Source organism: Mesorhizobium sp. SARCC-RB16n, assembly GCF_008520305.1.
Lineage (GTDB): Bacteria > Pseudomonadota > Alphaproteobacteria > Rhizobiales > Rhizobiaceae > Mesorhizobium.
On sequence record NZ_ML703277.1, the window covers coordinates 44,066 to 57,321 of the forward strand.

A 13,256-nucleotide genomic window follows, 5' to 3' on the forward strand; every position below is an offset into this window, starting at 1 on the left:
ATTTGGGAAGCCGAATTACAGCGCTTTTTGCGCGTATCCTGCAATATCTTCTCTCGGACGACGCCGAGGAGGAAACCGTCGATGTTCCTGCCCAATCGCAATGCCTTGCATCGCCGGCCGCTGGACGCTGCCGATGCCGAAACCCTCGGCATTGCCGGGGCGGACACGGTCGAGCGTTTCCTTGCCCGTCGTGACAATCACCGGACAACCCCGCTGCACGCGCTGCCGGCGCTGGCTGGCGAACTCGGTCTGGCTGCGGTCCATGTCAAGGATGAGGGTTTTCGCCTCGGCCTCGGCAGCTTCAAGGCGCTGGGCGGCGCCTATGCGGTCTTCCGCCTGGTCCTGGAGGAGGCCACCAAGCGGCTCGGCCGCCCCGTCGATATCGGCGATCTCGATCGGCCTGAAGTCCGGTCGGTTGCCGCGACCATGACGGTTGCTTGCGCCACCGACGGCAATCATGGCCGATCCGTCGCACAAGGCGCCGAGCTTGTCGGTGCCAAGGCGGCGATCTTTGTCCATGCCGGCGTCAGCGACGAGCGCGTCGCGGCCATCGCCCGCTATGGCGCCGAGATGTTCCGCGTCGATGGCAATTACGACGATTCGGTCAGGCAGGCCGCGCAGACCGCTGCCGAGAAAGGCTGGACGGTGGTTTCCGATACCTCATGGCGGGGCTACGAACGCATTCCGGGCCTCGTCATGCAGGGCTACACGGCGATCGTGCGCGAGGCGCTGCGCCAGCTCTCCGAACCGCCGACCCATGTCTTCGTGCAGGCCGGCGTCGGCGGCATCGCGGCGGCGATCGCCGGCCATCTCGCCATCGTGCTTGGCGAAGCCAGGCCGGTTTTCACGGTGGTGGAACCCGCCCGTGCCGCCTGCGTTTTCGGTGCCGCCAAGGCCGGGCATCCGGTCAAGATCGCGCATGACGAGGCGACGGTCATGGCGATGCTCGAATGCTACGAGGCTTCGCCGGTCGCCTGGCGGGTGCTGGCGCGTGTCGCCGACGCCTTCATGACGGTGGAGGAGGACGACGCCGTCGCCGTGATGCGGCGGCTGGCACGCCCGGCCGGCAACGATCCGGCCATCGTCGCCGGTGAAAGCGGCGGGGTCGGCCTTGCCGGGCTGATCCGGGCTATGGCCGATCACCGGACTGAGCTTAGCCTCGACACCACTTCGCGCGTGCTGGTCGTCAACACCGAAGGCGCGACCGATCCCCGCCGCTATGCCGAACTCGTCGGCATGAACCCGGCGGATGTGCTTGCCGGCAAGATGCTTTCTGGAGCGACGCCATGACCTCGATCGACGCGCAAAGGCTGCTTGGCCGCATCCGTGAGCTCGGCGGCATCGGTCGTGATGGCGAGGGCAGGCTGGTGCGGCTGGCAGCCTCCGATGCTGACAGGCTGGGTCGCGACCGCTTGGTCGGCTGGCTGCGCGAGGCCGGTCTCGAAATCGCCGTCGATCGCATGGGCAACATCTTCGGCATCTGGCAGGTGCCGGAGAATGCTGGCCATGCGCCGATCCTCATCGGCTCGCATATCGACACCGTCATCGACGCCGGCATTTATGACGGCTGCTATGGCGTGCTCGCCGGGCTGGAGGTGATCGAAACGCTGAAGGCGTCGGGTCTTGTTCCGTCGCGCCCGCTCGCGGTCGCCGCCTTCACCAATGAGGAAGGGGTGCGCTATTCCCCCGATATGATGGGTTCACTGGTCCATGCGGGCGGCGTCGGTATCGACGAGGCGCTGGCGGCCGTCGGCACCGACGGCAGCGTGCTGGGAGAGGAACTGGCCCGCATCGGTTATGCCGGCGACGAGGAGCCGGGCTTCCTCAAGCCGCATGTCTATCTCGAACTGCATATCGAGCAAGGCCCGGTCCTGGAACGCGAAGGCGTGCCGATCGGTGCTGTGGAGAACCTGCAAGGCATCTCCTGGCAGCGCATCACCATAGACGGCGTCGCCAACCATGCCGGCACCACGCCGATGTCGATGCGCAATGACGCCGGCTATGCGGCTGCGCGTGTCGTCACGTTCCTGCACGACCGTGCCAAAGCTTCGAACACGCCGACCGTTGCAACCGTCGGCACGATGCGCTTCGAGCCAAACGCCATCAATGTCATTCCCTCGCGCGCTGTCTTCACCGTCGACCTGCGCGACCCTTTCGAGGATCGCCTGCAAGCGGAGGAAGCGGCACTCGCCGCATTTCTTGAAGAATGCGCGGCCGCCGATGGCGTCGTGATCTCGGTCGAGCGGCTGGCCCGCTTCGAGCCGGTGATCTTCGACAGCCGCATCGTCGAACTGATCGAGGCTGCCGCGAAGCAACGCGGACTTGCGTCGAAGCGCATGACCTCAGGCGCCGGCCACGATGCGCAGATGATGGCGCGCCTTGCGCCCGCGGCGATGATTTTCGTGCCGAGCGCCGGCGGCATCAGCCACAATCCGCGCGAACATACCGCGGATGCCGAGCTTGTCGCCGGCGCCAACATCCTGCTTGATGTCGTCGGCCGCCTTGTGGATCAGGAGATATCAGGCAATGGCTGAAATCGACCGCGACGCGCTGAAGCTGGAGATGACCGGATGGCGGCGCGATCTGCACGCGCACCCCGAATTCGGCTTCGAGGAGAAGCGCACGGCGGCCTTCGTCGCGGCCAAGTTGCGCGAATTCGGCCTGGACGATGTCGCCGAGGGTGTCGGCGGCACCGGCGTCGTCGGCACTTTGAAGCGCGGCAGCGGCAACCGCGCCATCGCGCTGCGGGCCGACATGGATGCGCTGCGCATATCGGAGCAATCGACCCTGCCATACCGCTCCGGCAATCCCGGTCTCATGCATGCCTGCGGCCATGACGGCCACACGGCGATGCTGCTGGGTGCGGCCAAGCTTCTGGCCGGGGAGGGCGGTTTCGACGGCACCGTGCGCTTCATCTTCCAGCCGGCGGAGGAATGGGGAAAAGGCGCGTTGGCGATGCTCGACGATGGCCTGATGCAGCGCTTTCCCTTCGACGAGATCTTCGGCCTGCACAACGTGCCGGGCCTGCCCATCGGGCATTTCGAAACCCGCGCCGGTCCGGTCATGTCGGCCGAGGATATCTTCGAGATCGTGCTCAGCGGGCTGCGCGGCCACGCGGCGCGGCCGCATTCGGGTCAGGAAACGTTGGTCGCCGCCTGTGCGCTGGTCACCAACCTGCAAACCATCGTCTCGCGCCGGCTGAGCCCGGCGGACATTTCCGTGGTTTCGGTGACCGAATTGATCACCGACGGCACCCGCAACGCACTGCCGGGCCTTGCCCGCATCCTCGGCGACGCGCGCAGCTTCCGCCCCGAGGTCAGCGCCGAGATCGAACGCCAGATGCGCATCATCGCCGAAGGCATCGCTGCCGCCTACAATGTCACCGCCGAGGTCAACTACACCAGGGAGTTCGTGCCGTTGCGCAACGATGCCGAACTGGTCGATGCGGCTTTCGCCGCCGCCAGGACCGTTTTCGAGCCCGGCAATATCGCGGTCGCCCGCGAGCCGAGGACGGCGTCGGAGGATTTCGCCCGCTTTCTCGACCACGTGCCGGGCTGCTTCGTCTTCCTCGGCAACGGCGAGGTCTCGGCACCGCTTCACAATTCCGGCTACGACTTCAACGATGATGGGCTGCTGTTCGGCGTCGATTTCCATGTCGCCATCGCCAGGCAGCGGCTTGGGACTTGAAACCCCGGGGCTTTTCGCGGCATTTTACCGGGGGAAAAAGCCCGGAAAGGGTCGAAATCCTTGATCTCGCATGACGCTGCGGCAAGACTCAGCTAGCCTCCGTCATGCGGCGGACCTGATATCCGCCTGGCCGGCGCTATCAGATTACCTCCCAAGCGGCGCCGGCCTTCTTCCTCGCGCTAAATTAGCTTTCGTTAAATTTAGAATGCTCGCGCTTGGCGGAAGTTAGGGTTTTGCCGTCATGACTGCGGCAGGCTTTTGGTGTGCTGCGGGTTCATAGATGCGCGGGCGGAGCTGGATAAAGGCGTTGCGTCAGGACGAAGCGCGGCGGGTGCGCGTGCGTATCGCGGAACTCGAACGAAACTTGACCGCTGCCTCGGCCGAAACACGACAGCTGCGCCAGGACGCAGGCCATGAACTGCGCAATGCCAAGTTTCGCCTCGAGCGCCTCGAGGAATGCATCGCGGCGACGCGTTGAAGACGCAATCGTCTTGCGCAGGACACCAGCGCGAGGATCGTTCCCAGCTTTTTTCTCGCCACCTCTTCCAATCTCGGAACGAAGCGCGCCGGTTTGATTGCTGCGATTGCGCCGAGGGAACAAAACGCCCAGCCTCAGGTTGACCCAGCGAAGGAGGACCGTCGACATGATCCGTTTGCTTCTGGTTGGTACGCTGGCCCTTGTCACTTACCGTCTCGCCCGCAAGATGATCGACGAGGTACCCGACACTGTCGATCCGCTCTTGCTGCCGGCGCCCGCGAACGACCGCGAGGCGCTGCGCCGGCAGTCGGCGGCGATGGGCGTTGACCCGAAACGCTGACCTTCCTGTTCCACCGAATGGCGGAGCTGCTTCTCTGTTGCGAACAAAGCGGAAACGATGCTTGATGGGCGATGAACCTTGCCGCCCATGATTCGACCTTTTTGGACTCGACCGTCCAGCCGGCCTATCTCGCCCGGCTGAACGACGCGCAGCGTCAGGCCGTCGAACATGGCGACGGCAAGATTGCAGGCCCGCTGCTGGTCATTGCCGGCGCCGGCTCCGGCAAGACCAACACGCTGGCGCACCGCGTCGCCCATCTGATTGTCAAGGGAGCCGACCCGCGCCGCATCCTGCTGATGACGTTTTCGCGGCGCGCCGCATCCGAAATGGCAAGGCGTGTCGAGCGCATCGCCGGTGAAGTGCTCGGCCGCGACGCCACGGTGATCACGGATGCGCTGACCTGGGCCGGCACTTTTCACGGCATCGGCGCGCGGCTGTTGCGCGATTATGCGCTGGAGATCGGCCTCGATCCGGCCTTCACCATCCATGATCGCGAGGATTCCGCCGATTTGATGAATCTCGTGCGGCATGAACTCGGTTTCTCCAGGACGGAAGCGCGCTTTCCGACCAAAGGCACCTGCCTTGCCATCTATTCGCGCGCCGTCAACGCGCAGGCGCCGCTTGGTGAGGTCCTGGGATCTGCTTTTCCCTGGTGCGCCGGCTGGGCCGAGCAGCTCAAGCAACTGTTTGCCGGTTACGTCGAGGCCAAGCAGGCGCAGAACGTGCTCGATTACGACGATCTGCTGCTCTATTGGGCGCAGATGACGGCCGAGCCTGAAATCGCCACGCATCTGGGCGGACGTTTCGACCATGTGCTGGTCGACGAATACCAGGACACCAACCGGCTGCAGGCGTCGATCCTGCTTGCACTGAAACCCGACGGCGCTGGGCTGACGGTGGTCGGTGACGACGCGCAGTCGATCTATTCGTTCCGGGCCGCCGAGGTGCGCAACATCCTCGACTTCCCCGGGCAGTTCGCGCAAACCGCCGATGTGGTGATGCTGGAGCGCAATTATCGCTCGACCGAGACCATTCTGGCGGCTGCCAATGCGGTCATCGGCGAAGCCTCGGAGCGCTTCACCAAGAACCTGTGGTCGGAACGCAAGTCCGCCGACAAGCCAAGGCTCGTGACCGTGCGCGACGAGGTCGAGCAAGCGAACTTCGTTTGCGACACCATCCTGGCGGAGCGCGAGGCCGGCACCGCGCTGAAGTCCCAGGCGGTGCTGTTTCGTGCTTCGCACCACAGCGGGCCGCTGGAGATCGAACTGACGCGGCGCAACATTCCTTTCGTCAAGTTCGGTGGCCTGAAATTCCTCGATGCGGCCCACGTCAAGGATGTGCTGGCGGTACTGCGTTTTGCCGAAAACCCACGCGACCGTGTCGCCGGTTTTCGCGTGCTGCAGCTCTTGCCGGGCATCGGCCCTTCCGCCGCCGCGCAGATCGTCGAAGCCATGACGTCGGCGCTGGACGAGGCGATGGGCCTGGCCGGCTGGCGTCCGCCGCAGCGCGCCGCGGACGACTGGCCGGGTTTTGTGTCGCTCTATTCCGGCTTGCGGGCCGGCGCCAAATGGCCGGCCGATCTCGAACAGATCAGGCTCTGGTACGAACCGCATCTGGAGCGCATCCACGAAGATGCGATCACGCGCCGGGCTGATCTGCTGCAACTCGAGCAGATCGGGTCGGGCTATGCCTCGCGCGAACGCTTCCTGACCGAGCTGACGCTCGATCCGCCGGACGCGACCAGCGACCAGGCCGGGCCGCCGCATCGCGACGAGGACTATCTGATCCTGTCCACCATCCATTCGGCCAAGGGCCAGGAGTGGAAGAACGTCTTCGTGCTCAACACGGTCGACGGCTGCATTCCCGCCGATCTCGGCGTCGGCACCAAGGAGGACATCGAGGAGGAGCGCCGGCTGCTCTACGTGGCGATGACACGGGCCAAGGACAGCCTCAACCTGGTCATGCCGCAGCGCTTCTTTCCGCACGGCCAGGCGGCGCGCGGTGACCGTCATCTCTATGCCTCGCGCACGCGTTTCATTCCGGCCTCCATCCTTGCCGCGTTCCAGCAGCTTTCGTGGCCGCCCGCGCAAGCGGCGCAAGGCAGGGCACCCCGGCCGGAGGTGCGCGTCGACATCGGCGCGCGCATGCGCGGCATGTGGAAATAGCAGAGCCGGTGTCGCAGCCGCCGATCAGGATCGCCATCGCTGGCGCGCTCGGCCGCATGGGACGCCAGATGGCGCAGGCCGTGCAGGCCGATGCGCGCCTGGTGCTTGCCGGCTGCTTTCACCGGCCAGGCAGTGCTGGTGATGGGCTGATGAGCCGCGACGAGGCGCTTGCCACAGCCGACGTCGTCATCGACTTCACCACGCCGGCGGCTTCCGCCGATCTCGCCAGCTTCTGTGCGGAGCGCGGCGGGCCAGCACTGGTGATTGGCTCGACAGGTTTCGATACCGCCGAACTGGCGACCATCGCCGCCGCCGCGAAAACCGTCGCTATCGTGCGGTCCGGCAGCTTCTCGCTCGGGCTCAACATGCTGGTCGGATTGGTCGGGCAGGCGGCGCGGGCACTCGGCCCGCAGGACTGGGATGCCGAGATTTTCGAGGCGCATCATCGCCACAAGGTCGATGCGCCATCGGGCACGGCGCTGATGCTGGGCCAAGCCGTCGCCGGCGGACGCGGCGTCGAACTGGACACGGTTGCCAGGCGCGTCCGCGATGGCCACGCCGGCGCGCGACCGGCTGGCGAGATCGGCTTTGCGGTGGCGCGGGGCGGCAGCATCGTCGGTGAGCACAGCGTCAGCTTCTGCGCCGAGGGCGAGACCGTCACCCTGTCGCATGCGGCCTGCGACCGTATCATGTTTGCGCGTGGCGCCATCGCCGCAGCACTCTGGGTGGCGGGCCGTGCTCCCGGCGAATATGACATGCGCGACGTGCTGGGGCAGGGCGCTCGGGCGTGACGCTGCGAACCAATTTTTTTGTCTCGCCGCTGAAAGCCAGCTGAAAGCTTGGGCATGTCATGACAGTTTTGCGGTGTCACCGCATGTCCGGCCCGCGACGGTCGGCGAGGGAGGAATGCGGCGCGGCTTCACAGCGCGTCGCCCAAATGGAGGAAGTTTTTGTGACCGGTTTCATCTCGAAGTGTGCCTTGCGCACGGCTGCCTTGACGCTTGCCATCACCGCCACGGGCGCCACAGTGGCATCGGCGGCCGACGAAAAGATTTCCATCATGGTGGGTGGCTACGAAAAGCAGATCTATCTGCCTGCCAAGCTCACCGAAGCCCTGGGCTACTTCAAGGACGAGGGCCTCGACGTCGAGTTGCTGAACGAACCGGCCGGCGTCGATGCCGAAAACGAGATGCTGGCCGGCGCCGTGCAAGGCGTTGTCGGCTTCTACGACCATTGCATCGACCTGCAGGCCAAAGGCAAATTCGTCGAGTCCATTGTCCAGTTCAGCCAGGCGCCCGGCGAGGTCGAACTGGTTTCGACGAAGCATCCCGAGATCAAGTCGCCGGCCGATTTCAAGGGCATGAACCTCGGTGTCACCGGCCTCGGCTCCTCGACAAACTTCCTGACGGAATACCTTGCCGTGAAGAACGGCCTGAAGCTGGGTGAATTCACCTCAATCCCCGTCGGCGCCGGGGATACGTTCATCGCTGCGATGCAGCAGGACAAGATCCAGGCGGGCATGACGACCGAACCGACCATCACCCGACTACTCAAGACGGGTGAAGCCAAAGTCCTTATAGACATGCGTACGTTGGAAGGCACCAAGGCCGCGCTCGGCGGCACATACCCGGCCGCCTCTCTCTACATGCAGACGGACTGGGTCGAGGCCCACAAGGATGTGGTGCAGAAGCTGGCCAATGCTTTCGTCAAGACGCAGAAGTTCATCAATAGCCATAGCGGCGCTGAAATCGCCGACAAGATGCCGAAGGACTACTATGTCGGCGACAAGGAAGGTTATGTGAAGGCCCTCGATGCCGGCAAGGCGATGTTCACCGCCGACGGCATAATGCCCGAGGGCGGCCCCGAGACGGTGCTGACTGTGCTGTCGGCCTTCAAGAAGGAACTGCAAGGCAAGCAGATCGACCTGTCGAAGACCTATACGACGGAATTCGTCAAGAACGCGAAGTGACCCGTCTGCCGGCGCGATGCACCGCATCGTGCCGGCAGTCGTCTGGTTTTTCACGCCCGGCGGCCCTGGCCGACGGCAGTCTTCGTTCGAACCCGGAGTAGCCCAGCATGGCACAAGAAAAAAGCGCACCGGCAATTGAGCTGATCAATGTCAGCCGCCGCTTCCTGTCACCCACCGGCAAGTCGCTGACCGCGATCCGTGATTTCACCATGACCGTCGAGCGGGGCGAATTCGTCGCCGTTGTCGGCCCGACCGGCTGCGGAAAGTCCACCACACTCAACCTCGTCACCGGATTGGCGAGCCCAAGCGCGGGCGAGGTCAGGGTCATGGGCGCACCCGTCAAGGGCATCGATTCCCGCATCGGCTTCGTCTTTCAAAGCGACGCGCTGTTTCCATGGCGCACGGTGATCGAGAACGTCATGGCCGGGCCGCTCTTCCGTGGCAAGGCCAAGGCAGAAGCGACGGCGGCGGCGCGCGACTGGCTTGCGCGCGTCGGCCTGGCGCGGTTCGAACATCACTATCCGCACCAGCTCTCCGGCGGCATGCGCAAGCGCGTGGCACTGGCGCAGACCTTCATCAATGGTCCCGAGATCCTGCTGATGGACGAGCCTTTTTCCGCGCTCGACGTGCAGACGCGTGTTCTCATGCACGAGGAACTGCTGCGTCTGTGGTCCGAAGCCAGGGCCTCGGTCGTTTTCGTCACCCATGACCTGGAGGAAGCAATAGCGCTGGCCGACAAAGTCTATGTGCTGACCGCCGGGCCGGCGACGGTGAAGTCGGTCTACACCATCGACCTGCCGCGCCCGCGCGTCGTCGCCGACATCCGCTACGAGCAAAGCTTCATCGACTATTCGCGCACTATCTGGGCCGATCTCAAGGAAGAGGTCGAGACCAGCTATGCACGCGCTGCCGCGTGAGGGAGGATATAATGACCGATGCCGCCATCGACATCAGGGCAGGAAGCTTCAAGCCGGGAACCTCGGACGCCGAAATAGAAGCCGCCGCCGCCAAGGCCGCGCAGCATCGCCGCCGCACGGTGATCTTCTGGCGGTATGCCATCCTCATCGTCTTCCTCGCCGCCTGGGAAATCGCCGGGCGCAAGGCCTGGATCGATCCGTTCTTCTACGCCACGCCAAGTGCGATCGCGCAGAGGCTCTATGAGTGGATGACGGAAGGCACGTCCGAAGGGCCGCTCTGGTACCATCTCTATGTCACGATGGAGGAGTCTGTCCTCGGCTTCGTCACAGGCTCGGTTGCCGGCATCATCATCGGCGTCGCGCTTGGCCGCAACCGCATGGCCGCCGATATTTTTTCCATTTACATCAAGGTGATCAACTCCATCCCTCGCGTGGTGCTGGCGCCGATCTTCATCATGATCCTCGGCCTTGGCCTTGCTTCGAAAGTGGCACTGGCCTTCGTCATGGTGTTCTTCGTCGTCTTCCACAACGCCTTCCAGGGCGTGCGCGAGGCAGACCGTGCGATGATTGCCAATGCCCGTATCCTCGGCGCCTCCGACTGGCAGCTGACCCGCTCGGTGATCGTGCCGTCGGCGATGAGCTGGATCTTCGCCAGCCTGCACGTCAGCTTCGGCTTCGCCATCATCGGCGCCATCGTTGGCGAGTTCGTCGGCTCACGCTACGGTATCGGGCTCTTGATCAACATCGCCAAGGGCTCGTTCGATGCCGCAGGCATGTATGCGGCGATCGTCATCATCATGGTGGTGGCGCTGGGCGCGGAATATCTGATGACCATGGTCGAGAACCGGCTGGCGAAATGGCGTCCGCAGCCGCTGCACGAGACGCAGTAAGCAGATCCGACCGGGCAGGGCCCTTAGCCGCAGGCCAATGGCAGACGCACCTAGCCGCCGGCCAATGGCAGGCGCACCTCGACCACCAGGCCGGCGGCCGCGCCATCCGCAAGGGTGACGCGGCCGCCGGCATTTTCCACCACCTCGCGCACGATGGCGAGCCCGAGCCCGCTGCCATCGTCGGTCGCGCCGGCGAGCCGGTAGAAGCGCTCGAAGACATGGTCGCGCTCGTCGGCGGGTATGCCTGGCCCGTCGTCGGTAACCGTCAGCACCGCCTCGCCATCGGTGGCGGCGAGTTTTACGGTGACAGTGCCGCCTGTCGGTGTGTAGCGCAGCGCGTTGTCGACCAGGTTGACGATCATCTCCCGCAGCATCGTGCCGTCGCCGATGACCGGTACGGAGCCGGTCTCATCGAGACCAAGATCGATGTTGCGATCGATGGCCCTCGGCGCGTGCGTTTCCAGCACTTGGCGCGCGGCTTGCGTCAGGTCGATGCGGTCGGCGCGCGGTCGCCGGCTACCTGGTTCAGCGCGCGACAAGGTCAGGAGTTGCTCGGCCAGCCGCGCCAACCGGGCGGAGCTTGCCTGCAGGGCGACAAGCGCTTCGCGGCGCGCATCGACAGCGGTTTCGCGCAGCGCGTAGCTCGCTTGCGTCGACAACAGCGCCAGCGGCGTGCGCAGTTGATGCGCGGCATTGGCGATAAAACGGCGCTGTGCCGCCATCTGCGCCCGCACCCGCTCCATATAGGCGTTGAGTGCATCGACCAGCGGCCGGATTTCGCTCTGCGCACCGGCGACTTCGATGGGATCGAGTTCGCTGCGTTTCGGTGAACGCACTGCGTCGCGCAGCCTGATGAGTGGCGCCAACCCTCGCCGCAGGCCGAGCAGCACGAAGACGCCGGCAATCGCCACCGGCGCCAGTTGCTGTGTGAAGGCGCTGAACCAGAGATGCCGTACCATCGCGTCGTGGCCGAAAAGCGTGACGCCGACGGTGACCGATATCGGCGAGTCTTCGCCGGCGCCGACCACGGCGTGCGTAAACGTCAGCAGCCGCAGCGTCTGGTCGCGATAGGTCGCTTCCATACTGGGACGCCCGGGAGTCCTGGGCAGCCCGGGATAACCGGTCAACAGACGTCCGCCCGCAGCCTCGACACCGTAGTAGACCCTGTCGCGGTCGCCGGTATCGAACATCTCGAGCGCTGCCGGCGGCACCGTGGCGTTGATCACTCCGTCGGTCATTGCGACCTGCTCGGCAATCATCCGTGCCGACCCGACCAGCATGCGATCAGTGATCAGATCGGCGGTCGCCAGTGCATTGCCATGGCTGGTCCACAGATTGACGGTGGCGAGCCCGGCGAGCGGCAGCACCACCCAGGCCAGCAATTGCAGGCGAAGGCTGTTAATCCTCATGGCGCCAAATCCTCATGGCGCTAAATCATCGTGGCGCAAGAGGTAGCCGAGGCCACGCAAGGTGGCGATCTGGACCCGCGACCCCTCAAGCTTCTTGCGCACACGATGCACATAGATCTCGATGGCGCTTGGATCGGCATCGGTCTCGAAATCATAGATCGCGGCGGACAATGCGGCCTTGCTCACGGTGCGTCCCGCCTTGATCATCAATTGCTCGAGCACGGCATGTTCGCGCGGCGTCAGTGCCAGCGTCTCGCCGCCGAGCGAAAACAGTCTGGTGTTGGTGTCGAAGACGAGGTCACCGCAGGCAACGACGGGTGCCGTCCGGTCATTGGCGCGGCGCAGTTGGACGCGGATGCGTGCTTCGAGCTCCTCGATCTGGAAGGGCTTCGCCAGATAGTCGTCGGCGCCTTCGTTGAGGCCTTTGACCCGGCCATCGAGGCTGGCGTTGGCGGTAAGTACGATCACGGGCACCCGGTTGCCGCGCGTTCGCAGCATGCGCAGCACTTCCAGTCCGCTCATGCGAGGCAGCGCAAGATCGAGAATGACAAGCGCGTGGTCGCCCGCGGCAAGCGCATGCTCGACATCCTCGCCGTCATGGACGATGTCGACGACATAATTCGCCTGGCGCAAGGTCTTGCCCAGCCAGTCCGCCAGTTCGCGATTGTCCTCCACAAGCAGCAATCGCATGTTTATTGCCGTTCCAGCATCCGCCTGCTTCCGGTCTCAACGGGCCGCCTGGGCTCGATCGGCGCCCCCATTCGGCAATCGGACCCGAAATGATCGATAGTATCGATCGCAACGCAAGGCAAATCCGGATTGGCGGCGGCCGGCGACGGTTTTTCGCAGGCTAAGGTAGCCCGTTCAGAGTATTAATCGAACCGAACGGTTCGGTTCTGGTTGACGGATTGTATCGCAGACGGTGAACAATGGCCCTAGTCTGCCTTGGCTTGCGCCCCAGGACAAAACGCTAATAGACTGAAAACATTTGAAAAATCAGACTGAAAATGCTGCACCGCAATATTCATTGTCTATAATATAATGAAGTTCTGCAAAATCGATGCGACTGGAAATCCCAAAAGGCCTTCCCCATCTGCAGGTGGTCCGAGCGACGCGAAATCCTCCCAAGGGCACGCCACTAGACGGACAGAACAGAGAAATTCTGGAGTAAATAAAATGACCAAGATCGCTCTTACCGCCGCCGCTATCCTCGTTGCCACGGGCACCGCTTTTGCCGGCAGCGACAATTATGGCTCGGCCAACGCCAACCAGCCCGCCGCCACTGTCGACCATTCGGTCACCGCTTCGACCTCGAAGTCGACGGCCGCGTCGGTCCAGGCTCCGCAGGGCGCTGACCGCAACCTCTTCGGCCGCTAATCGCGACTGCCAATCCATCCAACC

At 64.2% G+C, this 13,256-nt stretch carries 13 protein-coding genes; 10 read left to right on the plus strand and 3 right to left on the minus strand.

The window, feature by feature from the left end:
• The first annotated feature begins 81 nt into the window (after positions 1-81).
• The 3 genes from C7I87_RS22360 to C7I87_RS22370 are packed head-to-tail and all read left to right on the plus strand — an operon-like array spanning position 82 to position 3,687.
• Positions 82-1,290, plus strand: coding sequence for a diaminopropionate ammonia-lyase (locus C7I87_RS22360; protein WP_149906249.1), 1,209 nt, complete (start codon positions 82-84; stop codon positions 1,288-1,290).
• Positions 1,287-2,534, plus strand: coding sequence for a Zn-dependent hydrolase (locus tag C7I87_RS22365; protein ID WP_149906250.1), 1,248 nt, complete (start codon positions 1,287-1,289; stop codon positions 2,532-2,534). The genes C7I87_RS22360 and C7I87_RS22365 overlap by 4 nt, the downstream gene beginning before the upstream one ends.
• Entirely contained in the window at positions 2,527-3,687 is a 1,161-nt protein-coding gene (locus C7I87_RS22370; protein ID WP_149906251.1) for a M20 aminoacylase family protein, read from the plus strand. The genes C7I87_RS22365 and C7I87_RS22370 overlap by 8 nt, the downstream gene beginning before the upstream one ends.
• Positions 3,688-3,961: 274 nt before the next feature.
• Here C7I87_RS22370 and C7I87_RS35325 read toward each other — a convergent pair whose 3' ends face one another.
• Positions 3,962-4,333 carry a hypothetical protein gene (locus C7I87_RS35325; RefSeq protein WP_188393940.1) on the minus strand — a complete coding sequence of 124 codons (372 nt, stop codon included), beginning with the start codon at positions 4,331-4,333 and terminating at the stop codon, positions 3,962-3,964.
• On the opposite strand from C7I87_RS35325, the gene C7I87_RS35330 reads away from it, so the two are divergent.
• From C7I87_RS35330 to C7I87_RS22400, 6 genes are all read left to right on the plus strand, one after another.
• On the plus strand, positions 4,332-4,505 hold the full coding sequence (locus C7I87_RS35330) for a hypothetical protein (RefSeq protein WP_188393941.1): 174 nt from the start codon (positions 4,332-4,334) through the stop codon (positions 4,503-4,505). The genes C7I87_RS35325 and C7I87_RS35330 overlap by 2 nt on opposite strands.
• A gap of 71 nt (positions 4,506-4,576) precedes the next feature.
• On the plus strand, positions 4,577-6,670 hold the full coding sequence (locus C7I87_RS22380) for an ATP-dependent helicase (protein ID WP_149906253.1): 2,094 nt from the start codon (positions 4,577-4,579) through the stop codon (positions 6,668-6,670).
• 8 nt (positions 6,671-6,678) lie between these two features.
• Positions 6,679-7,461 carry a 4-hydroxy-tetrahydrodipicolinate reductase gene (gene dapB / locus C7I87_RS22385; RefSeq protein WP_149906254.1) on the plus strand — a complete coding sequence of 261 codons (783 nt, stop codon included), beginning with the start codon at positions 6,679-6,681 and terminating at the stop codon, positions 7,459-7,461.
• A 173-nt stretch (positions 7,462-7,634) separates the two neighbouring features.
• Positions 7,635-8,639: an ABC transporter substrate-binding protein gene (locus C7I87_RS22390; protein WP_246696354.1), complete on the plus strand. Its 1,005-nt coding sequence runs from the start codon at positions 7,635-7,637 to the stop codon at positions 8,637-8,639.
• Positions 8,640-8,746: 107 nt separating this feature from the next.
• Positions 8,747-9,556 (plus strand): ABC transporter ATP-binding protein, encoded by an 810-nt coding sequence (locus C7I87_RS22395; protein WP_149906256.1) that lies wholly within the window; start codon positions 8,747-8,749, stop codon positions 9,554-9,556.
• 11 nt (positions 9,557-9,567) lie between these two features.
• Positions 9,568-10,446, plus strand: a complete 879-nt coding sequence (locus C7I87_RS22400; protein WP_149906257.1) for an ABC transporter permease — start codon at positions 9,568-9,570, stop codon at positions 10,444-10,446.
• Between the two features lie 50 nt (positions 10,447-10,496).
• Here the strand turns inward: C7I87_RS22400 and C7I87_RS22405 are convergent, their stop codons facing one another.
• Positions 10,497-11,855: a sensor histidine kinase gene (locus C7I87_RS22405; RefSeq protein ID WP_149906258.1), complete on the minus strand. Its 1,359-nt coding sequence runs from the start codon at positions 11,853-11,855 to the stop codon at positions 10,497-10,499.
• A 12-nt stretch (positions 11,856-11,867) separates the two neighbouring features.
• On the minus strand, positions 11,868-12,545 hold the full coding sequence (locus tag C7I87_RS22410; protein WP_149906259.1) for a response regulator: 678 nt from the start codon (positions 12,543-12,545) through the stop codon (positions 11,868-11,870).
• Between the two features lie 486 nt (positions 12,546-13,031).
• Between C7I87_RS22410 and C7I87_RS22415 the strand changes: the two genes are divergently transcribed.
• Positions 13,032-13,232, plus strand: coding sequence for a DUF680 domain-containing protein (locus tag C7I87_RS22415; protein ID WP_015318441.1), 201 nt, complete (start codon positions 13,032-13,034; stop codon positions 13,230-13,232).
• Positions 13,233-13,256: the final 24 nt, after the last annotated feature.

What these genes read in the sequence shown, in the direction of transcription:
- C7I87_RS22395 (WP_149906256.1), top strand. Translation starts at nt 8,747, where the DNA reads ATGGCACAAGAAAAAAGCGCACCGGCAATTGAGCTGATCAATGTCAGC.
- C7I87_RS35330 (WP_188393941.1), top strand. Translation starts at nt 4,332, where the DNA reads ATGATCCGTTTGCTTCTGGTTGGTACGCTGGCCCTTGTCACTTACCGT.
- C7I87_RS22370 (WP_149906251.1), top strand. Translation starts at nt 2,527, where the DNA reads ATGGCTGAAATCGACCGCGACGCGCTGAAGCTGGAGATGACCGGATGG.
- C7I87_RS35325 (WP_188393940.1), bottom strand. Translation starts at nt 4,333, where the DNA reads ATGTCGACGGTCCTCCTTCGCTGGGTCAACCTGAGGCTGGGCGTTTTG.
- C7I87_RS22360 (WP_149906249.1), top strand. Translation starts at nt 82, where the DNA reads ATGTTCCTGCCCAATCGCAATGCCTTGCATCGCCGGCCGCTGGACGCT.
- C7I87_RS22380 (WP_149906253.1), top strand. Translation starts at nt 4,577, where the DNA reads ATGAACCTTGCCGCCCATGATTCGACCTTTTTGGACTCGACCGTCCAG.
- C7I87_RS22410 (WP_149906259.1), bottom strand. Translation starts at nt 12,545, where the DNA reads ATGCGATTGCTGCTTGTGGAGGACAATCGCGAACTGGCGGACTGGCTG.
- C7I87_RS22400 (WP_149906257.1), top strand. Translation starts at nt 9,568, where the DNA reads ATGACCGATGCCGCCATCGACATCAGGGCAGGAAGCTTCAAGCCGGGA.
- C7I87_RS22415 (WP_015318441.1), top strand. Translation starts at nt 13,032, where the DNA reads ATGACCAAGATCGCTCTTACCGCCGCCGCTATCCTCGTTGCCACGGGC.
- C7I87_RS22405 (WP_149906258.1), bottom strand. Translation starts at nt 11,855, where the DNA reads ATGAGGATTAACAGCCTTCGCCTGCAATTGCTGGCCTGGGTGGTGCTG.
- C7I87_RS22365 (WP_149906250.1), top strand. Translation starts at nt 1,287, where the DNA reads ATGACCTCGATCGACGCGCAAAGGCTGCTTGGCCGCATCCGTGAGCTC.